Genomic DNA, 24398 nt, shown 5'->3' with positions numbered 1-24398 from the left:
AATGAGGTCTTTCCGGGCAATCGGAAAGATGAACCAGGGTGGTAACACGGCATTTCGTCCCTCGGATGAGATGTCTTTTTTTATGGAGAAGGAGAAAATATGGAAAAATTAACGCAGCAAGAAAAAGTGCGTCGTCAGAAGATGCAGGATTTGATTGATATGGGAATCGATCCGTTTGGTCATGCATTCAAACGAGATGCGAAGTGCGGAGAAATAACGAAAGCCTACGATCAGTTCACCAAAGAAGAATTGGAAGAAAAAAATGTCCATGTGACGATCGCCGGCCGGATCATGCGCAAACGCCGTCAGGGCAAGGCGGGATTCATGAACATTCAGGATGTGACCGGTGAGATCCAGATTTATGTCCGCAAGGATGAAGTCGGTGATGCGCAATATGAAATTTTCAAAAAGAACGACATCGGTGATATCGTCGGTATTTCCGGAACGGTCATGAAAACAGATCATGGCCAGCTGACCGTACGTGCGAAAGAGTATACGCATTTATCCAAATCGCTGCGCCCGCTGCCGGAGAAGTTCCACGGGCTGACTGATACCGAAGAGCGCTACCGCCGTCGGTATGTTGATTTGATCATGAATCCGGAAGCCAAAAAGATCGCATTGACACGTCCGAAGATCATTCGTGCCGTACAAGCTTATTTGGACGGACAAGGTCTGATCGAGGTAGAAACACCGGTGCTGCAGCCGATCTTGGGCGGCGCGGCTGCCCGCCCGTTCGTGACCCATCACAATGCGCTGGATATGGATTTTTATCTGCGGATCGCAACGGAGCTGCCGTTAAAGCGTTTGATCGTCGGCGGTCTGGAAGGTGTCTATGAGATCGGCCGCCTGTTCCGCAACGAAGGTATGGATGCGACGCATAACCCGGAATTTACAACGGTGGAGGCCTATGTCGCTTACAGTGATCTGCACGGCATGATGGACCTGATCGAGGGATTGTTCAAATATGTATCTGAAAAGGTTTTAGGTACGACGACCATCACCTATCAAGGTACGCAGCTGGAACTGGGCAAACCGTTCAAGCGGATCACGATGTGCGATGCCATCAAGGAAAAAACAGGTATTGACTTTAAACAGGAGATGACGTTTGAGGAAGCCAAAAAGCTGGCTGCGGAACATGATATCGAGTTGGAGAAGAAACACAATTCTGTCGGTCATATTATTTCCCTGTTCTTTGAAAAATATGTGGAAGAGACCATCGAACAGCCGACATTTGTCTATGAGTATCCGTTGGAGATCAGCCCGCTGGCCAAGAAGAATGCCGAAGATCCACGTTTTACGGACCGTTATGAGCTGTTTATCTGCGGCCATGAATATGCGAATGCATTCTCTGAGCTGAATGATCCGATCGATCAGCGTGAGCGTTTTGAAAAACAGCTGGAACTGCGCGACTTAGGAGACGATGAAGCCAATGAAGTCGATACAGACTATGTAGAGGCACTGGAATACGGCATGCCGCCGACGGGCGGCGTCGGTCTGGGAATCGACCGATTCGTGATGCTGCTGACGGATCAGCATACGATCCGTGAGGTACTTTTGTTCCCGCATATGAAGAATAAATAATTCGAAGCCTGCAGCACTGCAGGCTTTTTTTCATTGCTCGATGGGGCACAAAAAAAGCAGATAGGATCTGCTTTTTATGATCAGAAATTGACTTTGACGTTTTCCCGTTCTTCTGCAGCGGCTTCGAATAACGGACGCTTGGTGAAATGGAACATGCCGGCAATCAAATTGGACGGGAAGGATTCGCATTTCGTATTCAATTGTTTGACCACTGCGTTGTAGTATTTACGCGCATTGGCGATGTCCTGCTCCGTTTGGTTCAGCTGCTGCATCAGCGTGTTGAAGTTCTCACTGGCTTTCAGATCCGGATAAGCTTCTGCCAACGCAAAGATATTCCGGATAGCACCGGTCAGCTGTGTTTCTCCCTGCAGTTTCTCTTGATCGTTTCCCGCATTCTGTACCCGATTGCGGGCATCAACGACGGCTTTCAGTGTTTCAGATTCATACTTGGTATATCCTTTGACGGTATCCACCAAATTGGGAATCAGATCAAAACGTTTTTTTAGATAGACGTCCATAGTGGCGTAGGCTTCGTCGCAGTTATTGCGCAGGCGGACAAACCCATTATATCCGGCAATCAGCCAGATCACGATGACGGCAATGACAATGATCAAAATTATCATACTGCCTCTCCTTTCTATGCTTTCTACATATTATTCTACAACAATCCAGTTAATAAATTCACAGATATTCAATAAAATCATGTAAATAATAAAAATAGATTCACTCTATGGATACGAAAAGAATTTTAAAAAAACAAATAATTCTTATCTTTAAATCTTTGATATGTTATATTATATGATATATTTATTATATAATTTTAAGAAACAGGTGATAATGCATGTGCTCATGGATCATTGAAGAAATGAAACAATGCGGATTGACGGCCGATGATCCGGAGGACCGGCGGTCCTTTGACCAACAAGCCATGATCCAGAATTTTACCGTTCTCATCGTGTATCGGGAACGAACCGACCATCATATCTTATTAAGAGAAGATCAGACGCTGGACCAAGGAGATACGTGTACGGATTATGCGGTCAATGCGGCCGATGTTCTGGCACGATCGATCCTGGAACGTGATCCGGATCGGAAGATCATTGCCGCAGCCGTCACAGGAGATGCGGTCCGACATGAGATCACTCCGATGTATTTTGATCGAACAGGGCAATATCATGATCTAGATGATCTCAATGATTTATCCTGTCTGACTGAGGAAAATATAAAAGATTATTATCAATATGCCATTAAAAAGCAGAAAATGATATGGAATTAGCACTCGGTATAGAGTGCTTTTTTTAGTCCATTAATATCTATAAAGTTTACATATACTAGTATTCAAAAAAGGTATAATGGAAAATAAATATTTAAGCATCTAATATTATAATAATTGGTGATAGAAAGGAGGGTTAGGATGAAAAAGAGGTTTATATTTATTTGCGGGTTCTTATTCACGTGTTTCCTGCTGTACGGTGCAAAAATGGAAACGCAGGCAGCAGACAATACCAGTGTGACCGATGTGACCGTTATCAATTCAAGTGATGGTTCTTCCGAAGTGAATAATGCAAATCGTGTCACGGCGACCATCACGTTTGATGAAGATGCAGCGAATACGGATATTCAAGGCGGCGATACGATCACGGTCAGCTGGCCGTCGACCACGGAAAACGTTTCATTGACGGCATATCAAGCAACGCATGACTTACAGATCACGGATGAAAACAACCAGCAGCAGACCGTCGGTCAGGTCGTCATCACATCGACAGGAGCGACCGCGACGTTCAATGAACTTGTCGAACAGTTCCAACATGTCAACGGCAGTTTTTCGTTTGAACTTTTAGCGTCCAATACGACCGACAGCGATCATGAAATCAGCGTGACAGCTGGTGATCACAGTGATTCCATTACAGTCAAATCAACAACAGGAACGGGCGTGGTTCCTGGCTTCGGCGGGAAAGACGGAGACTGGATCGGCGGTGAAAATAATAAGATCCGTTGGAGCATCGGTGTCAATGATAGTTATTGGACTAATTTGACCGATACCATCACAATTACGGATACGCTTCCGGAAGGCACTTCCAATCCGACCTTTGTCCGGTGCGGTCTTCGTGATCCTCAAGGAAACTGGAGCGGTTATAGCTCCCTAGAAACTTTTACGGGCGCTGGCCATACGTGGTCCTATGATGAAAGCGCAAGAACGCTTACCATTACGATGGATGCATCTATTTTGAGTGCCGATAATGGCTACAATGCCATCATTGTATTTACGACGGATACGGATGAGAATTACGTAGTGCAGGGCAATACCATTCGGAATCAGGTTTCAATGAATTATACGACCGATTCTGGCAGTACGGAATCAGAAACTCATACGAAAACAGTCACGATCCCGACTTCGTCCGCAAACATCAACGGACTTCCAAAGGGAACCATACAAATTCACAAAGTTGAAACCGGGACCGACACACCGATTTCAGACGTGACATTCCGCATCTATAAAGTAAAAAGCGCAGCTGACCATACCCGTGTCTTGGGCTGGTACGATGGTGCTGACTATGTCGATATTACGACCGACAGCGATGGTCTGGCAACGATCGCACAGCTGAATGACGGAGTTTATGAACTGGTTGAAATCAGCGCGCCGGATGGTGTCATCCTTTCCAGTGAGAGCAAATATGTGACCTTGGGCGGAAACACCGGTACCGAGATCACGGTAGAAAACGATGTTCAAACAAGGGAAGAAACACCAAAACAGGAAAAGTCAGATAAACCGTCTAAACAAAAAACTATCACAAAAACAAGTACCCGCGTAAGCACAAAGAAGAAAACCGCCAGTATACAAACAGGCACAGAAACCAATACAGAGGCATTCCTATTATTGCTGGCAGGATCTGCAATGTTGATCTTCTTCCTCCGCAAACGGCGGGCATAATAAAAATGTGTTGAGGCTGAAAGCTTCGACACATTTTTTTATGTTTCATTGGTGTAAAGGATCCCCATTTCTTTCAGTTTCGTGCGCACCCGCTGTACTGCGCCGGGATCCGGTGAGCGCAGCGTATGAAGGTGGATGCCGTCGGTCAATGCGCTGATCGGAGTGCTGTTGCTTGCCCGTGATTTGCGCACAAATTCATCGACATCATGCCGGTTGGATAAATTCAGCTGGCCGGTCAGCTGGCCGTAAATTGGATGGGAAACGATCACATCGATGACGGTGCAGCCTTCATCGACGATCGCATAAAGCTCTTCCTGCATTTGTTCGGCATTGTGCCGGCAGGCGATCCGGTATACGTTCTGCTGATCCGGATGTTCCAGAATATAGCCCCGCGGGGTCGCCAGGATATTGTGCCCGGATGCCCGAAGCAGTGCAACGTCGCCGACGATGATCTGCCGGCTGACATGGTATTGTTTTGCCAGCGCTGCAGCACTGATCGGACGGTCAGAACCATCCAGCGCGTTGACAATGCGTTCTCTTCGTTGTGATGCATTCATGCCCATATTATACCGCAAATAAACATTCTTGACAGTGATCTTTGAATTCGCTAGAATTGTCATGTCAGGTGTCAAGACATCTGAGGGAGGATGTATGAATTCATTTCAAGCGTTTTTAAAACGAAAAGACATTGAGATTTCTTTGCATCGCTATGGCATTGACGCATTGTCCGCCATGGCACAGGGGTTGTTCTGTTCGCTGCTGATCGGAACGATCATCGATACATTCGGTGCTCAGCTGCATATTGCGGCATTGATGGAACCCGTCGCAACCATTGCCGGCACACAGTATACGGTCGGCGGTCTGGCTTCGGCCATGAGCGGACCGGCCATGGCGATCGCGATCGGCTATGCGCTGCACTGTCCGCCGTTGGTCTTATTTTCATTAACCGCTGTCGGTTTCTGTGCCAATGCATTGGGCGGAGCCGGCGGGCCGTTAGCCGTCTTGTTTGTCGCGATCTTTGCCTCTGAGATCGGCAAAGCCGTCAGCAAAGAAACAAAGATCGATATTTTGGTGACGCCGCTGGTGACCATTGCGGTCGGTACGCTGCTTTCCGCATGGTGGGCACCGGCATTAGGTTCATTTGCGATGCAGCTTGGACAGCTGATCATGTGGGCGACAGATTTACAGCCATTCTGGATGGGTATTTTAGTATCTGTACTGGTCGGTATTGCGCTGACGCTGCCGATTTCCTCGGCCGCGATTTGTGCAGCCTTCGGATTGGTTGGTTTAGCCGGCGGTGCTGCGGTTGCGGGCTGCTGTGCACAGATGGTCGGCTTTGCGGTCATCAGTTTTAAGGAAAACCGTTGGGGCGGCTTGGTCTCACAAGGTTTGGGCACCTCGATGCTGCAGATGGGCAACATCGTCCGCAATCCTTGGATCTGGACAGCACCGATCATTACCTCGGCAATTACCGGACCAGTTGCGACTTGTGTTTTCAAAATGCAGATGAACGGTACACCGGTTTCTTCCGGTATGGGAACCTGCGGATTGGTCGGCCCGATCGGCGTGTATACTGGCTGGGCTGCTGATGTGGCTTCCGGTGCTAAAGCAGCTATCACGGCCTGGGACTGGCTGGGCTTGATCCTGATCTGTTTTGTGCTTCCGGCGGTGCTGACCCCGCTCATTCATCATTTTGTGGTCAGAGCAGGAAAAGTAAAACCGGGCGATCTGAAATTGGATGCATAAAAAAAGCTGGCAGAGAATTTTTGAAGTGAACCCCAAAAGTTGGACGACCAACTGGAGGGGTTTTTCTTTATGAAATATGCATATGAGACAAAAGTAGAAATATACAATAAATGGAAATATGAACATGATTCTATTTACCAGTTATCCCGCGAATACGGAATGGCTGATAAAGCGATTCGATACATGGTCCATTTAGCAGACCGCTGGGGCATTGAACAGATCCGACATTCTTGGACCTATTATTCGCCGGAATTCAAGAAAGCAGCGATCGAACGTGTACTTGTCGGACATGAATCCATGAGAGACGTATCATTGGATCTTGGCCTTTCCAATCAGGGAACTTTACCACGATGGGTGAAAGAATATATCGCTAACGGGTATAATGTTATTGAAAAGAAGAAAGGCAGGAAAACCCATGGCAAAGAAGAAACCGAAGGATCTTCCTCAGAAGAACGAAGCCCTGCAGAAAGAAATTGCGGATCTTCGCAGGCAGAACGAGATTCTTACGATACAAAACGCATACTTAAAAAAATTAAATGCCTTGGTTACGGAAAAAGAGAACCGGGAAAAGAAGAAATCGCGGGAGCAGTGACCGAACTAAGGCATGAACTGAAACGGCCGGTCGACTTTATCCTAGAAGCCATTGCGGCCGATCTTTCACTGCCCCAGATCAGCCGGTCCACTTACTATTACTGGCTGTCTCATCAGGATCCGGATGAGCGGAAATATGCCGAACTGATGAAGAGGATCAAAGAGATCTTCGAAAAGAATAAAGGACGATATGGCTATCGCCGGATCGTGCTGCAGCTTCAGAGAGACGGTTTTCATGTGAATCATAAGACGATGAAACGCCTGATGAAGAAAATGGACCTTTACGGTATCACACCGCGTGCCAAATATAGATCTTATAGAGGGAATTTCAATGAGACAGTGCCGAATCGTCTGCTCCATCCAAAAGTGGATGAAGAAGATCATACAATAGCTTATGTTCGTGACTTTAACACCGAGAGAAGCAACCAGATCTGGACGACGGATGTATCCGAATTCCACATTGCGGCCGGCAAGCTCTATCTTTCACCGATCCTGGATCTCTATGATCATGCGATCATTTCATACAATATTTCATCAAGTGCTGACTTTAAACAGACAACTGATATGCTTGAGCAGGCATTCGCTGGTCATACGAAATTCGATGGTTTGATCTTACATAGTGATCAAGGATGGCAATATCAAATGAAACAGTATCGAGCCATCTTGAAGGAGCATGGAATCATACAGTCCATGTCACGAAAAGGCAATTGCCTGGATAACTGTGTGATGGAGAATTTCTTTGGAAAGATGAAGACCGAGATGTTCTATGGACATGAATATGAATTTAAGAGCCTGGAGGAGCTGAAAGCAGCGATGGAAGAATACATCACCTATTACAATACAGAAAGGATCCAGGTCAGATTAAAAGGCCTGACTCCTTGCGAAGCAAGAAATCAAGCCTTAGAATCTAGATAACTTATTTTGTCCAACTTTTGGGGTTCACCCCATTTTGCCAGCTTTTTACATTTCATACGTTTTAGCATTGATGCCGTTGATCAACAGGGAAATACCGCCGATCAACAGGTAGGCCGCGATGATCCAGCTGATCGCGATCGAGACCTGCGGCATGAAAAAGAGTATAAACGCACAGATGATATTCATGACACCGCTGAATGTATGAACACCGGTGTCGGCGATGCCGAAGAATTTCAGCCGATGAGAAACGGAGAGTTCCTGAATACCGAAGGACATCATTTCAATTCCAAAGATGAAGGCAAATGTCATCATCATTTCCTGTGCCGGGGACAAAATTAACATAATTCCCAGCAGGATATTTAAGATCGACGAAATTAAACTGCCGCCGAACCGGAAATAAACCGGTGTCGATGAGTAGGTGGCAATGCCGCCGATACCAATACAGATCATTACAATCGAAGCGATAACTTCCAGAACGTACATCGAGCGGATCGGATTGGTAAAACATAAAATACTTAAGATGATCATCACGATGCCTAGGATCAAGGCCCAGCGACGATATTTCTTCACATTTTGATTCCAGAAACCACGGAATTCATCCTGATAGTTTCGATCATTGTCATAAAACATCATAATCATAACCTCCTTATTAATAAAGTACCTTAATTATAACGCAATAAGAATAAAACGGTTTATACAATGTTGAACAAATGTCTGAAAAAAAGACTGCCGAAGCAGTCTGTTAAATACTTTTCCCTGGCAGCAGGGAAACCGGAAGAATATATTCCGCATCCACCGGTTCATGGTTGATCTTCTTCAGCAGTACTTCTACCAAGACCTGTGCGATCTCAGCGATAGGCTGTTGGATCGTAGTCAGGCGAGGGAAATACGTCGTCACCATGGCAGTGCCGTCATAGCCGATGATCTTGATGTCATCCGGCACCGTAAAACCAGCCTGATCGATGATCTGCATCGCCAATAAGGCCGTCGTATCATCGGAAGCAAATAAGCCATCTGGTTTTTCTTTGCGCAGTGCCATCTGCAGTTCCATTTTCTTGCGGATCGGTGAATAATCACCCGGAATGTGAATGATCTTTGTTTCCGGCAAGACATCACGAAATCCTTCACCGCGGCGTTTGGTCGGGGAACCGGAATCGTCCCGTCCGCTGATGATGATCGGATGCTTGACACCGGCATGCCGAAGGGTCTTTGCGGCCAGGCGTCCGCCTTCAAAATTGTCCGAACTGACGATCGGGATATCCGGTGCGAGGTTGCGGTCAAAGGAAATGATCGGCGCATCGACTTTCCGATAGTCTTCAATGCCTAAATTGTGACTGCCGGAAATGATGCCGTCTACCTGATTGGCATCTAACATCTGCAGATATTCACGTTCTTTGGACGGATTCTTTTCACTGTTGCATAAAATGGCTTTGTAGCCTTGTTCAAACAGACGGATCTCTAAACTGTTGATCAGTTCCGCATAGAAAATGTTGCTGACATTCGGAAAGATCAGACCGATAAAACGGGAAGATTTTCCTTGTAAAGAACGGGCCAGGTTATTTGGCTTGTAGCCCAGTTCCTGCATCGCTTCCTCGACTTTGTGTATGGTTTTTTCAGATAAGTATCCCTTGCGGTTGATCACGCGGGATACAGTCGTCGGGCTGACACCGGCTCGCTTGGCGACATCGGTTAATTTTGCGACCATTATTTGAAATCGAAACGAGTGCCGGCAACGGTGCCGGAAAGCACGCGGATGCCGCTTTGTCCCTTTGTCGGGAAGACGCGGCCGGTGAGTGCGGCTTCCCCTTTATTTACGTAGATCTCAAAGATCGAACGGTCCACGAAAATATTTAATGTGGTCTCTTCATGCGCCAGCGGACAAGTCCGGCTGGTGCCGTATTCCAAAGCGTATTGTTCGCCGATCTGACTGCGGTCGACAGTTAATGCGCCGGCTTTTGGATCAACAGTGATGCGCAGGCCGTTTTGACCGTCATCAAACAAATTGAATACTGCGGTCTCTTCGGCCGGGATCTTCAGTTCCAATTCATACGCGTTGCTTGTTTCCGATACCGAGGCAAACGGATGTTCTGCCTTACGCAGAGTTTTCATAGCTGGAACCGGGTATTGAATTAATTTGCCGTCTTTGACCGACAATTCCTTGACCAGTGTCATCGCGCCCTGGTAATCGTACGCATCCGTTGGTGAGTCGATATCCGGCAGTCCGATCCATGATACCGCATAGACCTTGCCGTTAGGAGCATTGAAGCCCTGGGTCGCATAGGTTTCAAATCCATAGTCGAAATTGCGGATCTCCGAAGGCTCGATCAGGGCTGGTTTTTTTGTGTCAAACGCTTTACAGATACGATAAGCATTCGGATAGATGTTGCGGTACTGGAGCTCTTTTTGGTCCAGGCCCTGCGGGCTGTAGATCAAAACTGGATGTCCGTCCACAAATAACAAGTTCGGACATTCATCCATGTATTCCGTGCGCAGGCCGCCGTCGTCCAGATTGCCGACTTCGACCCAGTGATGGACATCATTGTCCTGTGCACGGTAGATTTTAGTGAACCCTTTTTTATCCAGACTTTGGGCGCCGATGATCACAAACAGCTGTCCGTCAACCTGAAAAAGCATTGGATCGCGGAAGTGCTCGGTCACATCTTTTGGCTGTTCGATCAGAACGTCTTCAAATTTTTCGATCTTACCGTCTTTGTCCATCCAGGCACCGACCTGTTTTGGATGGCGGACCCAGTTTTCATCACGAACATTTCCGGTATACATGATAAAGAGGCGATCGCCGATCTGAACGGCACTGCCGGTATACGCACCCTGGAAATCATTTTTATGATCCGGCAGCAGTTTGATCCCGGTTTCAGTAAAGTGAACCAGATCATCACTGACAGTATCGACCCAGGATTTCAGACCATGTGCCGGTCCGAACGGCCAGTTTTGATAAAACAGATGATAACGGCCGTCAAAAAAGCAGAATCCATTGGGATCGTTCAAGAGCCCGGTCCTGGGCTCTACATGATAAATCGCATGCCAAGGGGATGCGCTCACTTTTTTTTGAATGTTTTGTTTTTCCTCGTCGCTCCAGTCTTCATAGCGGCGATAACGGATCTTTGTCGGAAGATTCATGTTTTTTCTCCTTTTTCCTTTAACAATATAGTAAACGTTTTCATTCTAAAAATCAACGGAATTTAAGCGTTTTCAAAAAAATATGATAAACGATTGACATAATCGTTTTTTATGATAAGATGAGGATGTAAACGAAAGTTAAACGCTTTCATAGGGAAAAGGAGCAGCAAAGAAATGGATAACACACAAATCGCAAAAGCGGTCATCGACGCGGTCGGCGGCCGTGACAATGTTCGAAGCGTCGCTCACTGTGCCACTCGACTGCGCATCATGGTCAATGATGAGAAAAAAATCGATAAGGAAACAGTCGAAAATATCGATAAAGTACAGGGAGCCTTTTTTACGGCCGGTCAATATCAGATCATTTTCGGAACCGGTACGGTAAACAAAATTTATGATGAAGTCGTTCAGCTGGGACTGCCGACCAGTTCGACCAGCGAACAGAAAGCGGAAGCCGCAAAACAAGGCAGCTGGTTCAAGCGCGCCATTCGTACCTTCGGTGATGTCTTTGTTCCGATCCTGCCGGCTATCGTTGCCACTGGTTTATTCATGGGTGTGCGCGGTGCCATCGATAATGATACGGTCTTAGCCGTTTTCGGAACAACGCAGAAAGCGTTTGAGGCATCCAACTTCTATACATATTCCTTGGTCCTGACCGATACGGCATTTGCCTTCTTCCCGGCATTGATCTGCTGGTCAGCCTTCCGTGTCTTCGGCGGCAACCCGGTCATCGGTATTGTATTGGGCTTGATGATGGTCAACTCCAATTTACCGAACGCCTGGGATGTAGCTAGCGGTGCTGCCAAACCGATTTACTTCTTTAACTTTATTCCGGTCGTCGGTTATCAAAACTCTGTCCTGCCGGCCTTCTTCGTCGGTCTGTGCGGTGCGAAGTTAGAAAAATGGCTGCATAAACATGTGCCGGATGTATTGGATTTATTGGTCGTTCCGTTTGTGACCTTCCTGATCATGTCCATCCTGGCATTGTTCGTGATCGGACCAATCTTCCATACAGTGGAAAACTACATTTTGGCTGGTACTCGATTTGTCCTGAATCTGCCGTTTGGTTTATCTGGTTTGATCATCGGCGGTCTGCATCAGGTCATCGTCGTAACTGGTGTGCATCATATCTTCAACTTGTTGGAGGCACAGCTGATCGCAGCGGACGGCAAAGACCCGCTGAATGCGATCATTACGGCTGCCATGACCGCACAGGCTGGTGCAACACTGGCAGTTGGTGTGAAAACCAAATCAAAGAAATTAAAAGCCTTGGCTTTCCCAGCTGCGATTTCAGCTAGTTTAGGTATTACCGAGCCTGCTATCTTCGGTGTTAACTTACGTTATGGTAAACCATTTGTGATTGGTCTGATTGCCGGTGCTTTCGGCGGTTGGTTAGCTTCGATCTTGAATCTGGCTGGTACTGGATTTGGCATCACGATCATTCCAGGTATGCTTCTGTACTTAAACGGACAGCTGCTCAAATATATTTTCATGGTCGTACTGACCTGCGTTGTATCGTTTATCCTGACTTACATGTTCGGCTACAGCGATGAAGAAATGGGAACTGTTACACAGAAAACAGAGAAAATGGAAGAAACGTTGGAAGACGAACCTGCATTGGAAGACGTCGCTTCGGCAGCGCCGACTGATGAAGTGATCCAGGCACCGGCTGATGGAAAAGCGATTGATATCACGACCGTGAATGACCCGGTATTCGCCAGCGAAGCGATGGGTAAAGGAATTGCCATTCAGCCAAGCGGCAACACCGTATACGCACCTGTTTCCGGCATCATCCAAGTTGCCTTCGAGACGGGTCATGCTTATGGATTGAAATCCGATGACGGTGCCGAAGTACTGATCCATATTGGAATCGATACAGTCAACATGAAAGGGGAAGGCTTCACCCAGAAAGTGCAGGCCAACCAACGCGTCAAAGCCGGCGATGTGCTGGGAACCTTTGATTCAGAAAAGATCAAAAAAGCCGGATACGATGATACGACCATGGTCATCGTCACCAATACGCCTTCGTATGCCGAAGTGAAGAAACTGGCAGACGGTGAGGTCAAGCATGGTGATGCATTGATCGAAGTCGTTCCGAACGAAGAATAATGAAAAGGCCGAAAGGCCTTTTTTTGTGTCTGTACAACCGGATCCAGGGAATTTTCTGTTAGTTTATTGAAATAAATCACCTATTGACATCCATGTAACGGATGTCATTTTTATGCACATTTTTAAATGTGCCCAATGAAAAATCGGTGAATTCTTGGTCAGATTTTTAAATGTGACTGTTTTAGATTTCGAAGTATTTACATCGATATTTAAAATGATTAAAATGCGAAATGGACTTTGAATAGGAGGATAAAAAACATGTTGGAAAAAATCAAAGAAGTAATGGCTGAAGCAATCAACGTTGATCCGGCGGATGTCGTGCCGGAAGCGCGTTTAGCAGAAGACTTGGATATTGATTCGCTGGCAGCTGTTGAACTGTCATTGGAATTGGAGCAGGAGTTCGACATCCGCATCGAAGATGAGGAACTGGCCGAATTGAAGACTGTTCAAGATATTCTGGACTTGATCGAAAAGAAACAGAACAACTAAAGAGGAGGAAATACGATGGATACGAATGAATTAAAGGAAATTTTCAAGATCTTCGAAAGCGGCACCATTTCCAAAATGGAACTGGAAACCGATTCGATGAAAATTAAATTGGAAAAACCGGTGACGCCGGAAACGACAGCCGTGCCGGCCGATCGTGTCCATCCGGAATCGACTCCTGCCGCTGCGCAGAATACCATTGATTCCCCGATCGTCGGTGTTTATCGTCAGGCCCCCAAACCGGATGCAGAACCGTATGTCCGTGTCGGACAGCAAGTTCAGGAAGGAGATGTCGTCTGCATCATCGAAGCAATGAAAACGATGAATGAAATCAAGGCGACCTGCTCCGGTGTGGTCCAGGAGATCCTGGCCAAAGACGGGGATTTAATTGAGTATGCGCAGCCTTTGATGATCATAGGAGATGCGCAATGATTCGAAAGTTATTGATCGCCAACCGCGGAGAAATCGCAGTTCGGATCATTCGTACATGCCGGGAAATGGGGATCCGCACCGTCGCTGTATATTCGACGGCGGATGCCAATGCGCTGCATGTACAGATGGCCGATGAATCGGTCTGCATCGGCGGACCGGCAGCCAAAGACAGCTATCTGAACATGAACAACATCATTCAGGCAGCGTGTCAGACCGGCTGTGATGCGATCCATCCGGGGTTTGGTTTTTTATCGGAAAATGCCTTGTTTGCGCGCCTGGTAGAAGCTGTCGGATTGGTCTTTATCGGTCCGAAAGCGGATGTCATCGAGCGCATGGGCAATAAAAACGAAGCACGGAAAACCATGCAGGAAGCCGGGATCCCGGTCATTGAAGGAACACCGGGCATTGTTTCCAATTGGAAACGCGGTCTGAAAGCCGCGGATCAAATCGGATTTCCTGTGATGATCAAAGCCGCAAACGGCGGCGGCGGCAAAGGCATGCGGATCGTGCACGATCACGATGCGTTCAAGAACGCCTTTTTGGAAGCCAAAGCCGAGGCAAAAGCCTGCTTCGGTAATGATGATATGTATATTGAAAAATACATTGAAAATCCAAAGCACGTGGAGATCCAGGTGGCAGCCGATGAATTCGGCAATGTCGTCCATCTGTTTGAGCGCGACTGCTCATTTCAGATCCGAAACCAGAAAATGCTGGAAGAAGCGCCGTGCTTCCTGCTGGATGACAAGATCCGGAAAGCCATGTGCAAAGATGCCGTAAAAGCATGCCAGGCAGTGCACTATTCTTCGTTGGGAACGATTGAATTCCTGCTGGATGCTTCCGGTACGTATTACTTTATGGAAATGAATACCCGGATCCAGGTGGAACATCCGGTCACGGAAATGATCACCGGTCTGGACTTAGTCAAACTGCAGATCCGGATCGCGAATCACAATCCGCTTGGATTGAAACAAAAAGATATTGTCTGCCGCGGACATGCGATGGAATGCCGCATCAATGCAGAGGATGCCAAAGCCGATCTGAAGCCTGATGCCGGCAAGATCACGTTTTTGAATCTGCCGGGCGGCCGCGGTGTACGGGTCGACGGCGGGATCTATGACGGTTACACCGTACCGCCGTTTTACGACTCGATGCTTGTGAAAGTGATCACCTTCGGTGACACCCGCCTGGAATGCATCAAGAAAATGCGCCAGGCCATGGAAGAATGTGTCATCGACGGTATCCATACCAATGAAGAGTTCCATTATTTTGTCCTTCACCAGAAGGAACTGATCGAAGGCGTTTATGATACTTCGTTTGCGCAGAAATGTTTAAAGGAGTGGATGGAAAATGAATCCGTTTGAGAATCGCCGGGAGCACTTCAGCGGCATCCTGCAGCGTCCGCGCCGGCCGGAACCCGCGAAGGAGATTCCGGATCACGTCTTTAAGACTTGTCCAAAATGTCACGATAACATTGTCTACAGTGATCTGTTGAGAAATGCGTATGTCTGCCCGTTCTGCGGCTATCATTTCAAGATCAGCGCCCGGGAACGCATCCGTCAGTGGACCGATGAAAACAGTTTCCGGGAAATGGATAAAGATGCGGTGACGATCAATGCGTATCATTTTGACGGCTACGATCAAAAACTGGAACATGCGCAGATGTCCACCGGTATGAATGAGGCCGTCGTCTGCGGGACCGCCATGATCGATAAGCAGCCTTGTGCACTGGCTGTCATGGATTCCCATTTTATGATGGGCAGCATGGGCAGCGTGGTCGGTGAAAAGATCACCCGTTTGATCGAATATGCCGACCGCAACGATCTGCCGCTGATCATCAGCTGCACCAGCGGCGGTGCCCGTATGCAGGAAGGCATCCGGTCCTTGACCCAGATGGCTAAGACCAGCGCTGCTTTAAAACAATTCAGCAATCATGGTCATTTGTATATCTCGGTCCTGACGCATCCAACGACTGGCGGTGTCAGTGCCAGCTTTGCGATGTTAGGGGATATCATCCTTGCAGAGCCGGGGGCATTGATCGGTTTTGCGGGGCGCCGCGTCATTGAACAGACCATCAATGAGACTTTGCCGGAAGATTTCCAACATGCGGAATTTCTTTTGGAAAAAGGATTCATCGATAAAATTGTCGACCGCAAAGAAATGCGGGAAACGTTGGCAGAACTGCTGAAAATGCACGGAGGCAATGTGTATGAGTGAGCGAACAGCCTGGCAGCGCGTGAAGATCGCGCGGGATGCCAAACGTCCTAAGGCCAGAGACTATATTGAATATATTTTTACGGATTTTATGGAACTGCACGGCGATCGCTGCTACGGGGACGATCCGGCCATGTTAGGGGGACTGGCCTGGCTGGGCCGCCGTCCGGTCACCGTTCTGGCACAATCAAAAGGCACGACCCTGGATGAAAACATGGCCCGCCACTTTGGAATGGTCGAACCGGAAGGCTACCGCAAAGCGCTCCGTCTGGCCGCACAGGCTGAGAAGTTCCATCGGCCGATCATCACCTTTGTCGATACGCCGGGCGCGTATCCGGGCAAAGGTGCCGAAGAACGCGGCCAGGCACAAGCCATTGCGGAGTGTCTCTATCAGTTTTCCGATATCACTGTCCCAGTCATTTGTGTTGTTTTATCAGAAGGCGGCAGCGGCGGAGCACTGGCTCTGAGCGTTGCGAATCATCTCATGATGCTTGAAAATGCCGTGTACTCGATCTTGAGCCCGGAAGGATTTGCGAGCATCTTGTGGAAAGATGAAAGCCGGGTGGAAGAGGCAGCCGAAGCGATGAAGATCACCGCAGCGGACCTGAAAGAAGCCGGCATCATTGATGAAATTATTTCAGAGCCGGAAGGCGGTGCGCAGTATGATCTGCGGGCTGTTGCCGGTCAGATCAAAACACGCCTCAATGAGGTCTTAGATGAACTGGATACCTATGCGCCGGAGCAGCTGATCCGGCAGCGTCTGGAGAAAGTTCGAAAATGGGGGACACCGGAATGGATGGAATAAAAATATTGGGCTGCGGCCATGCCCATCTGAAACGTAAAGTGACCAACGATGATTTTGCGAAGATCCTGGATACCAGTGATGAATGGATCCGCACCCGCACCGGCATCCGCACCCGGTATCGGGCGGAGCAGGAAGAAACATCGGATATGGCACTGGAAGCAGCGCAGAATGCGCTGGCTGATTCCGGTATCGATCCGAAACGGATCCGCTATTTCATCGTGGCGACATTAAGCCCTGACCATGTCATGCCATCGGTGGCCTGTTCGCTGAAGGACCGTTTAGAACTGCCGGGCAATGTGATGTCCTTTGATGTCAATGCGGCCTGCTCCGGGTTCTTATATTCGCTGCAGATCGCATCGGGCCTGCTGCGAGAAAACGAAGCGGCATTGGTCGTCGGGGCAGAGAAATTAAGCAAGTATATGGACTGGACCGATCGGAATACATGCGTATTGTTCGGTGACGGCGCCGGGGCCTGCGTGGTTGAAAAAAGAGATGCTCCGCTGTATCGTTTCGCGAACACCGAGAGCGATCTGCAGCACAGCCTGTTCGTGCCGGGCATGAAAAGCCACGAAGAACGGGAAATCGGATACGCGCAGATGAACGGCAGAGAGGTCTTCCGTTTTGCGATCCGCGCGATGCGCGAAGCCATCGAAAATGTGCTGGCGCAGGCCGGTGACACGGTGGACGATGTGGATCTGGTCATCAGTCATCAGGCGAATATTCGGATCATTGAAAATGTTGCCCGACATCTGCATATTCCGATGGAAAAAATGTATACGAACTTAGAAGAATATGGCAATACGTCAGCCGCAAGCATCGCGATCGCACTGGCGTGTGCGAAAGAAGAAGGCGTATTAAAACGAGGCATGAACGTTGTGATCACCGGCTTCGGAGGAGGTTTCAGTTATGGTGCAGTCTACTTCAAATGGTAAATTATTGAACGAAATTCTGAATATTAAATATCCGATCATTCAAGGTGCGATGGCGAATATCGCTACGGCACCGTTTGCGGCCTGCGTATCCAACTGCGGTGCGCTGGGCATCATTGCCACCGGCGGGATGACCGTGGAAGAAGCGCGGGCGGCGATCCATGAATGCCGTCAGCTGACCGATAAGCCCTTCGGTGTCAATGTGATGATGATGCATCCGCAAGTCAAAGAAATGTTTCAGATGATTTGTGAAGAAAAAGTCGATGTCGTTACGGTCGGCGCTGGTAATCCCGGTCCGTATATTCCGGCATTGAAAGCTTCCGGCGCGAAGGTCTTCCCGGTCGTAGCCAATGTGGCGCTGGCCAAACGAATGGCCCGCGACGGCGTGGACGGATTAATTGCGGAAGGCGGAGAGTCCGGCGGTCATGTCGGAGAAACCACGACGATGGCGCTGGTGCCGCAGGTCGTCGATGCGATAGATGTTCCGGTCATTGCGGCCGGCGGCATTGCCGACGGACGCGGGTTGAATGCTGCATTCTGTCTGGGTGCAGTCGGCGTGCAGATCGGCACTTGCTTATTGGCAACCGAAGAATGCCCGATCCATGAGAATTATAAAAAAGCCGTATTGAAAGCACGGGACAGCTCAACGGTCGTGACCGGCCGCAGTTTGAATGCCCCGGTGCGGATCCTGCGCAATAAAATGAGCAAAGAATATCTGCGCCTGGAAAAGGAAGCAGCCGGACGGGATGAGTTGGAAAAACTGACGTTAGGCGGCCTGCGGCGTGCCGTATTTGACGGCGACGTACAGAATGGATCAGTCATGATGGGGCAGATCGCCGGTTTGTGCGATGAGATCGTGCCGATGCAGAAGCGTCTGGACGATTTAATGGCGGACAGCCGCAAAGAATGGCAGCGGACGCAGGACTTGATGAACCGTCTGCACGACTAGGAGGAATACATATGACAACAGCGTTTCTGTTTGCGGGACAAGGATCCCAATATGTCGGTATGGGCAAGGACTTCTACGAAAAGTATCCGAGTGCCCGTTCTGTTTACGACCAGATCCATATGGATTTTGATGTCAAAGACGTCTGCTTCAACGGTCCGAAAGAAAAACTGCAGGATACAGCGTATACCCAAAGCTGTGTAGCGGCCACTTCACTGGCCATTGCGGCCGTGCTCAATGAATTAAATATTCACGCCGAATACACGGCAGGCCTTAGTCTGGGAGAATATACAGCACTGACCTATGCCGGTGCGATGAGCGTTGATCAGGTATTGCCGTTGGTACGCAAACGCGGCTTGATCATGGCCGAAGCATTGCCGGCCGGTACAACAACGATGATGGCAGTCATCCGCCCGGATGTCAAAGTCATTGAACAAGTTTGTCAGGAAGTGACGCATGATGCGGAAATCTGCACCATTGCCAACTACAATTCACCGAAACAAATCGTGATCACCGGCACGGTCGGTGCCTGCAGCGAAGCAAAGGAGCTTTTGGAAAAGCAGAAGATGCGGGTCATTCCGTTAAAAGTCAGCGGGGCTTTTCATTCGCCGCTGCTGAAAGAAGCCAGCCGTAAGTTCTTGAACGATTTGAATCAAGTGCATTTCCGGCCGCGTCATGTCAAGGTGGTTTTCAATGTCAGCGGTCAGGAAGAAACACGTCCGCTGCCGGAACTGCTTTCTGCCCAGATGTGCAGCAGTGTCCGGTTTACCCAGACGATCGAATATATGAAAGCACACGGCGTCGATACCTTTATCGAGATCGGACCGGGCCATACTTTAAGTAAGTTGGTCAAACAGACTGCACCGGATGTACAGGTATACTCGATCGACCGTGTGGAAGATCTGGAGGTGCTGCCGCATGTCTAAGATCGTATTAATTACCGGTTCGTCCCGCGGCATCGGCAAGGCCATGGCTTTGGCTTTTGCGAGAGCTGGTTATACCGTGATCGTGAACTATCGCGGCAATCAAGAAGCCGCAGAAGCGACCCTTGCTCAAGTGCAGACATACAGTCCGGAATCGATGATGATCCAGGCGGATGTTGCCGACAACGAAGGAGTGCGTGCGATGTTCCAGACCGTCAAAAAACAGTACGGCCGTCTGGATGTCCTCATCAACAATTCCGGGATCAACCGTGACGGTATGATGCTCCGGATGACGGAAGCAGATTTTGATCAGGTGCTCAACGTCAATTTAAAAGGTGCTTTCCTCGTCAGCAAGGAAGCAGGCCGTTTGATGCTTCGGCAGAAATCCGGATCGATCATCAATATGAGCAGTATCGTCGGAGTCATCGGCAATGCCGGCCAATGCAACTACGCGGCGGCCAAAGCCGGTTTGATCGGCTTGACAAAATCATTGGCGAAAGAACTGGCCAGCCGGAATATCCGCGTCAATGCGATCGCGCCTGGCTTTATCGATACGGAAATGACGGCCAAACTGCCGGAAGATGTGAAGAAACAAATGTTAGGAGAAATCCCGATGCGTCGTTTCGGAACGCCGGAAGACATTGCCAAGACGGCTTTGTTTCTGGCGGGCGCCGACAGCACATACATCACTGGACAGGTGATCCATGTCAACGGCGGCATGTGGATGTAGGAGATCAATATGAAACATAGAGTAGTGATAACCGGCTTAGGAGCCGTCAGCCCAATTGGCAACGATGTCAGCGAATTGTGGCAGGGAATCGAAAACCATGTCTGTGGTATTGCGCCGATCACCCACTTTGATACGGCCGACTTCAAGGTCAAACTGGCCGGAGAAGTCAAAGACCTGGATATGGAAGCCTATTTTACCAAACGAGAATTGAAATTCAACGATCGTTTTACGAAGTTTGCGCGCATTGCCGCAAAGCAGGCCATGCAGGATGCCGGCCTCGAGACAGCGGATTTCGATCATGACCGTTTCGGCGTTTTGATCGGTTCAGGGATCGGCGGTTTTGAAACCGTGGAAAAATCCAGCGGCATTTTAGCGGAGCGCGGGCCGTCCCGTATCTCACCGTACTTCATTCCGATGACCTTATCCAACTTAGCTGCCGGCCAGGTGGCCATTGATTATGACGCACATGGCTACGTGTCGTGTACCGTTTCTGCCTGTGCAGCCGGAAGCAATGCGATCGGCGATGCCTTCCTGCGTCTGCAGAACGGGTTGGAAGATGTCATGATCGCCGGCGGCAGCGAAGCGACCATTACGCCTTTGGCCATGTCCGGGTTCCAGGCGATGCGTGCTCTGCATACGGGAACGGATCCAAAGCGGGCCTCGATCCCGTTTGACAGCGAACGCAGCGGATTTGTGATGGGCGAAGGTGCCGGCATCCTGATCCTGGAAACGTTGGAACATGCCCAGTCCAGAAACGCTTCGATCTATGGTGAAATTGTCGGTTATGGGGCTTCCTGCGATGCCTATCATATCACCGCACCGGACAGTGAAGGACGCGGCGCGGCACTGGCCATGGAACGGGCGCTGGAAAGTGCCGGATTGAAACCGGAAGCGATCGATTATATCAACGCGCACGGCACCAGCACATCCTTGAACGATAAAACCGAAACGTTAGCGGTGAAAAACGTATTCAAGGATCATGCCTATAAACTGGCCATGTCCAGTACAAAGTCCAACACCGGGCATCTACTGGGGGCATCGGGCGCCGTGGAAGCCGTCATCTGTGTAAAGGCGCTGGAGCAGGGCCTGATCCCGGCGACGATCAACTATGAAAAGCCGGATGAAGACTGTGATCTGGATATTGTGCCGAATGAAAACCGCCGGCAGGAACTGCACTATGCGATGAGCAATTCGCTTGGCTTCGGCGGTCACAATATTTCTTTGATTTTCAAGAAGGGAGAATGATCATGGTATACAATTCCAATCAAATCCAGGAAATTCTGCCGCATCGGTATCCGTTCTTGCTTGTGGACCGCATCGAAGAGATGAGCGAAGACAAGATTGTCGGCACAAAATGTGTCACCGCCAATGAAATGCAGTTTTTAGGTCACTTTCCGCAGTATCATGTCATGCCTGGTGTACTGATCGTCGAAGCGCTGGCGCAGACCGGGGCCGTGCTGCTGCTTTCTAAGGAAGAAAACCGCGGGAAACTGGCGCTGTTCGCGGGCATCAATAAGATGCGGTTCCGCGGTCAGGTGATCCCCGGCGATCAGATGCGTTTAGAGGTGACCTTCACGAAACAGAAAGCCATGCTTACGTTTGCGGATGTCAAAGCTACGGTCGAGGGCAAAACCGTTGCCCAGGGTGAGATCATGTGTGCTTTGCAGGATGCAGGAAAATGATCGTCGGCATCGGCTGTGATATTGTCGATATCAACCGCATCCGTGCGGATGAACAACGTCTGGCCGATCGGATATTGACCGAACGGGAGCAGGCGGAATATAACCGGAAAGGCAAAGCGAAAACAACGTATCTGGCTGGTCGGTTTGCCGCCAAAGAAGCGCTGATCAAAGCCGGTCAGACCGGCCGCATCCGGGATTATGAAATTCTGAACGATGCCGACGGGGCACCGCATATAACGCTGCCCGGGTACCGTGTCTGGATTTCGATTGCTCATGAAAAAGAGACGGCCATCGCGATGGTCGTGCTGGAAAGGGAGAGGGATCATGAGAATCAGTAAAATTATCCGTTGTCTGCCGCAGGTTCCGGCTTGCTACAGAGACAGTAAAAAATACGAACATGTTGATTTAGAGACGGCCTATGCCCGTTGTCAGGTATGGTCCCGCCGGGCTTTGGATGCGATGGGCTATCGGCTGAAAGTATCCGGCTTGGAAAATGCGGAAGATAAACACGGCGTGCTGTTCGTCAGCAATCATCAGGGAACATTGGACCCGGTGCTGATCTTGGCTTCGTGCCCGGTGCCGCTGAGCTTTATTTCTAAGAAAGAGAATGAATCATTGCCGCTGCTGGGCCGTTGGGCGACCGATATTCAGTCGATCCATTTCGACCGCGAAACCCGCGAAGGCAATGTACATATGCTGCGGGAAACGATGCGTTATTTAAGAGCCGGCAAGAACCTTCTGCTGTTTGCGGAAGGCACCCGATCCAAAAGCGATCAGATGAATCCGTTCAAAAAAAATTCCCTGCAGGCCGCGGTAATGAGCCGGGCGACCATTGTACCGGTGACACTGAACTTTGCATATGATCTGGGCGGTGCTAAAGAAGCGCACCGTGTGCTGAAGATCCATTATGGCACACCGATCACGTATCAGGACTACCGGGAGAAAGATGAAGCGCAGCTGCGTCTGTACGTGCAGGCGAAAATCGAACAATATATCGAACATTAGCCGTCAGCTGACGGCTTTTTTCGTTATAATGGAAAAAAAGGAGGGAGAACATGCTCGGAGCGATCATTGGTGATATTTGCGGATCCCGCTTTGAATGGCAGAACTATAAAGCGAAAGATTTTGAATTATTTACAAAGGACTGCCGGCCGACCGATGACAGTATCATGACCCTGGCGGTTGCCCAAGCCATTCTTGACAGCCGGCCGGATGGCAAAGATCTGGCAGCGCATGCGGTTTGTTCCATGCAGCAGCTGGGACGACTGTATCCTTCTGCCGGATACGGCGGCCGGTTTGCACGCTGGCTCATGGAAAAGGATCCGCAGCCGTATCATAGTTTCGGCAACGGCGCAGCCATGCGGATCAGTGCCGTCGGGGATGCATCTCGATCCATGGTACAGGCAAAACAGTTTGCCTATGCCGTTACAGCCGTCACGCATGATCATCCGGAAGCACTGAAGGCTGCGGAAGCTGTCGCTGGTTCTATCTATTTGGCCCGACACAGCGCATCAAAAAAGGACATCCGTGATTGGATCACGGCGTCCTATTATCCATTGAACTTTACGTTGGATGAAATTCGACCGAGTTATACATTTGATGTCTCGTGCCAAGGTTCGGTACCGCAGGCGTTGGAAGCTTTTTTCGAAGCGAAGGACTTTGAGGATACGATCCGCAATGCGATTTCTATCGGCGGCGACAGTGATACACTGGCGGCGATCGCCGGCGGTCTGGCAGAGGCATATTATGGTATTCCATCGGCCTTGCGCGAGCAGGCGACGCAGTATCTGGATCCTCGTCTGACCAAGATCCTGAAGGATTTTGAATCTTATTTGGCCGGCTGATCACCGGCTTTTTTCATGCCTTTTTTCACTTGATCGAGGATCTGTGCATCGGCCGGCAGCCAGTTGACTTCCTCAAGCTGATCGGCCGGCAGCCAGCGGGCATCTTCATGCTCCAGCAAGCTTAGATGGCCGGACTGAACGGTGCACCAGTAGCACTCCATAGAGATATGAAAATCCGGATAGTCGTATTCCGAAACGGCGCACAGCTCACCGACATTGATGTCGGTGTCCAGCTCTTCTTTGATCTCCCGTTTCAAAGCAGCCGGGGCACTTTCTCCTGGCTCGATCTTGCCGCCGGGAAACTCCCAGCCATCCTTGAATGCACCATATCCGCGCTGGGTGGCAAAGATACGGCCGTCTTTTTGAATGATAGCAGCTGCTACATGAATGAATTTCAT

Annotated in this window: 26 protein-coding genes and 1 other annotated feature (1 of these 27 running past the window's edge); of the genes, 20 read left to right on the top strand and 6 right to left on the bottom strand. The window is 49.3% G+C overall.

Features of this window, described 5'->3' with window-relative positions; genetic code table 11:
- Positions 1-65: a binding site (T-box leader), on the top strand (it extends 143 nt beyond the left edge of the window).
- 34 nt (positions 66-99) lie between these two features.
- Entirely contained in the window at positions 100-1581 is a 1482-nt protein-coding gene (lysS, locus tag HNQ47_RS01945) for a lysine--tRNA ligase (RefSeq protein ID WP_183326989.1), read from the top strand.
- A gap of 80 nt (positions 1582-1661) precedes the next feature.
- Here lysS and HNQ47_RS01940 read toward each other — a convergent pair whose 3' ends face one another.
- Positions 1662-2204, bottom strand: coding sequence for a LemA family protein (locus tag HNQ47_RS01940; RefSeq protein ID WP_183326987.1), 543 nt, complete (start codon positions 2202-2204; stop codon positions 1662-1664).
- A gap of 218 nt (positions 2205-2422) precedes the next feature.
- On the opposite strand from HNQ47_RS01940, the gene HNQ47_RS01935 reads away from it, so the two are divergent.
- Together HNQ47_RS01935 and HNQ47_RS01930 are read left to right on the top strand one after the other, a co-directional pair.
- Positions 2423-2857 (top strand): hypothetical protein, encoded by a 435-nt coding sequence (locus HNQ47_RS01935; protein ID WP_183326985.1) that lies wholly within the window; start codon positions 2423-2425, stop codon positions 2855-2857.
- Between the two features lie 138 nt (positions 2858-2995).
- Entirely contained in the window at positions 2996-4513 is a 1518-nt protein-coding gene (locus tag HNQ47_RS01930) for a prealbumin-like fold domain-containing protein (protein ID WP_183326982.1), read from the top strand.
- A gap of 38 nt (positions 4514-4551) precedes the next feature.
- Here HNQ47_RS01930 and HNQ47_RS01925 read toward each other — a convergent pair whose 3' ends face one another.
- Entirely contained in the window at positions 4552-5070 is a 519-nt protein-coding gene (locus HNQ47_RS01925; protein ID WP_221247930.1) for a transcription repressor NadR, read from the bottom strand.
- 94 nt (positions 5071-5164) lie between these two features.
- Here HNQ47_RS01925 and HNQ47_RS01920 point away from each other — a divergent pair, with 94 nt between their 5' ends.
- Both HNQ47_RS01920 and HNQ47_RS01915 read left to right on the top strand, forming a co-directional pair.
- Positions 5165-6259 carry a PTS sugar transporter subunit IIC gene (locus tag HNQ47_RS01920; RefSeq protein WP_183326980.1) on the top strand — a complete coding sequence of 365 codons (1095 nt, stop codon included), beginning with the start codon at positions 5165-5167 and terminating at the stop codon, positions 6257-6259.
- Positions 6260-6328: 69 nt separating this feature from the next.
- Complete coding sequence (locus HNQ47_RS01915) at positions 6329-7765, top strand: IS3 family transposase (RefSeq protein ID WP_183326978.1); 1437 nt, start codon at positions 6329-6331, stop codon at positions 7763-7765.
- Positions 7766-7810: 45 nt separating this feature from the next.
- On the opposite strand, the gene HNQ47_RS01910 is transcribed toward HNQ47_RS01915, so the two are convergent.
- The 3 genes from HNQ47_RS01910 to HNQ47_RS01900 all read right to left on the bottom strand — a co-directional run bounded on the left by HNQ47_RS01910 (position 7811) and on the right by HNQ47_RS01900 (position 10903).
- On the bottom strand, positions 7811-8404 hold the full coding sequence (locus HNQ47_RS01910; protein ID WP_183326976.1) for an HdeD family acid-resistance protein: 594 nt from the start codon (positions 8402-8404) through the stop codon (positions 7811-7813).
- Between the two features lie 103 nt (positions 8405-8507).
- On the bottom strand, positions 8508-9470 hold the full coding sequence (locus HNQ47_RS01905; protein ID WP_183326974.1) for a LacI family DNA-binding transcriptional regulator: 963 nt from the start codon (positions 9468-9470) through the stop codon (positions 8508-8510).
- The gene (locus HNQ47_RS01900; protein WP_183326972.1) at positions 9470-10903 is read right to left on the bottom strand and encodes a sucrose-6-phosphate hydrolase; all 1434 of its coding nucleotides are present in this window, start codon (positions 10901-10903) and stop codon (positions 9470-9472) included. Before HNQ47_RS01900 ends, HNQ47_RS01905 begins: the two co-directional genes overlap by 1 nt.
- Positions 10904-11077: 174 nt before the next feature.
- On the opposite strand from HNQ47_RS01900, the gene HNQ47_RS01895 reads away from it, so the two are divergent.
- From HNQ47_RS01895 to HNQ47_RS01825, 15 genes are all read left to right on the top strand, one after another.
- On the top strand, positions 11078-13012 hold the full coding sequence (locus HNQ47_RS01895) for a sucrose-specific PTS transporter subunit IIBC (protein WP_183326970.1): 1935 nt from the start codon (positions 11078-11080) through the stop codon (positions 13010-13012).
- Positions 13013-13249: 237 nt separating this feature from the next.
- Positions 13250-13501 (top strand): acyl carrier protein, encoded by a 252-nt coding sequence (locus HNQ47_RS01890; RefSeq protein ID WP_281378153.1) that lies wholly within the window; start codon positions 13250-13252, stop codon positions 13499-13501.
- Between the two features lie 15 nt (positions 13502-13516).
- Positions 13517-13930, top strand: coding sequence for an acetyl-CoA carboxylase biotin carboxyl carrier protein (locus tag HNQ47_RS01885; RefSeq protein WP_183326966.1), 414 nt, complete (start codon positions 13517-13519; stop codon positions 13928-13930).
- Positions 13927-15291 (top strand): acetyl-CoA carboxylase biotin carboxylase subunit, encoded by a 1365-nt coding sequence (gene accC / locus HNQ47_RS01880; RefSeq protein WP_183326964.1) that lies wholly within the window; start codon positions 13927-13929, stop codon positions 15289-15291. Before HNQ47_RS01885 ends, accC begins: the two co-directional genes overlap by 4 nt.
- The gene (accD, locus tag HNQ47_RS01875) at positions 15278-16144 is read left to right on the top strand and encodes an acetyl-CoA carboxylase, carboxyltransferase subunit beta (protein WP_183326962.1); all 867 of its coding nucleotides are present in this window, start codon (positions 15278-15280) and stop codon (positions 16142-16144) included. Before accC ends, accD begins: the two co-directional genes overlap by 14 nt.
- Complete coding sequence (locus HNQ47_RS01870; RefSeq protein WP_183326961.1) at positions 16137-16946, top strand: acetyl-CoA carboxylase carboxyltransferase subunit alpha; 810 nt, start codon at positions 16137-16139, stop codon at positions 16944-16946. The genes accD and HNQ47_RS01870 overlap by 8 nt, the downstream gene beginning before the upstream one ends.
- Positions 16934-17878 carry a beta-ketoacyl-ACP synthase III gene (locus tag HNQ47_RS01865; RefSeq protein ID WP_183326959.1) on the top strand — a complete coding sequence of 315 codons (945 nt, stop codon included), beginning with the start codon at positions 16934-16936 and terminating at the stop codon, positions 17876-17878. Before HNQ47_RS01870 ends, HNQ47_RS01865 begins: the two co-directional genes overlap by 13 nt.
- Positions 17853-18824 carry a nitronate monooxygenase gene (locus HNQ47_RS01860; RefSeq protein ID WP_183326957.1) on the top strand — a complete coding sequence of 324 codons (972 nt, stop codon included), beginning with the start codon at positions 17853-17855 and terminating at the stop codon, positions 18822-18824. The genes HNQ47_RS01865 and HNQ47_RS01860 overlap by 26 nt, the downstream gene beginning before the upstream one ends.
- Positions 18825-18835: 11 nt before the next feature.
- Positions 18836-19747 carry an ACP S-malonyltransferase gene (fabD, locus tag HNQ47_RS01855; protein WP_183326955.1) on the top strand — a complete coding sequence of 304 codons (912 nt, stop codon included), beginning with the start codon at positions 18836-18838 and terminating at the stop codon, positions 19745-19747.
- Positions 19740-20474 (top strand): 3-oxoacyl-[acyl-carrier-protein] reductase, encoded by a 735-nt coding sequence (fabG, locus tag HNQ47_RS01850; protein ID WP_183326953.1) that lies wholly within the window; start codon positions 19740-19742, stop codon positions 20472-20474. Before fabD ends, fabG begins: the two co-directional genes overlap by 8 nt.
- 9 nt (positions 20475-20483) lie before the next feature.
- On the top strand, positions 20484-21719 hold the full coding sequence (fabF, locus tag HNQ47_RS01845) for a beta-ketoacyl-ACP synthase II (RefSeq protein ID WP_183326951.1): 1236 nt from the start codon (positions 20484-20486) through the stop codon (positions 21717-21719).
- Between the two features lie 2 nt (positions 21720-21721).
- Entirely contained in the window at positions 21722-22156 is a 435-nt protein-coding gene (fabZ, locus tag HNQ47_RS01840; RefSeq protein WP_183326949.1) for a 3-hydroxyacyl-ACP dehydratase FabZ, read from the top strand.
- A complete protein-coding gene (gene acpS, locus HNQ47_RS01835) occupies positions 22153-22494 on the top strand; it encodes a holo-ACP synthase (RefSeq protein WP_183326947.1) in 342 nt (113 codons plus the stop codon). The genes fabZ and acpS overlap by 4 nt, the downstream gene beginning before the upstream one ends.
- Entirely contained in the window at positions 22481-23161 is a 681-nt protein-coding gene (locus tag HNQ47_RS01830; RefSeq protein ID WP_183326945.1) for a lysophospholipid acyltransferase family protein, read from the top strand. The genes acpS and HNQ47_RS01830 overlap by 14 nt, the downstream gene beginning before the upstream one ends.
- A gap of 50 nt (positions 23162-23211) precedes the next feature.
- Positions 23212-24000, top strand: coding sequence for an ADP-ribosylglycohydrolase family protein (locus tag HNQ47_RS01825; RefSeq protein ID WP_183326943.1), 789 nt, complete (start codon positions 23212-23214; stop codon positions 23998-24000).
- Here HNQ47_RS01825 and HNQ47_RS01820 read toward each other — a convergent pair.
- Positions 23985-24398, bottom strand: coding sequence for a (deoxy)nucleoside triphosphate pyrophosphohydrolase (locus HNQ47_RS01820; protein WP_183326941.1), 414 nt, complete (start codon positions 24396-24398; stop codon positions 23985-23987). The genes HNQ47_RS01825 and HNQ47_RS01820 overlap by 16 nt on opposite strands.

The sequence above is a fragment of the Catenisphaera adipataccumulans genome, from assembly GCF_014202755.1.
Taxonomy (GTDB): Bacteria; Bacillota_I; Bacilli_A; order Erysipelotrichales; family Erysipelotrichaceae; genus Catenisphaera; species Catenisphaera adipataccumulans.
This window is presented reverse-complemented; position numbering and strand designations above follow the sequence as displayed.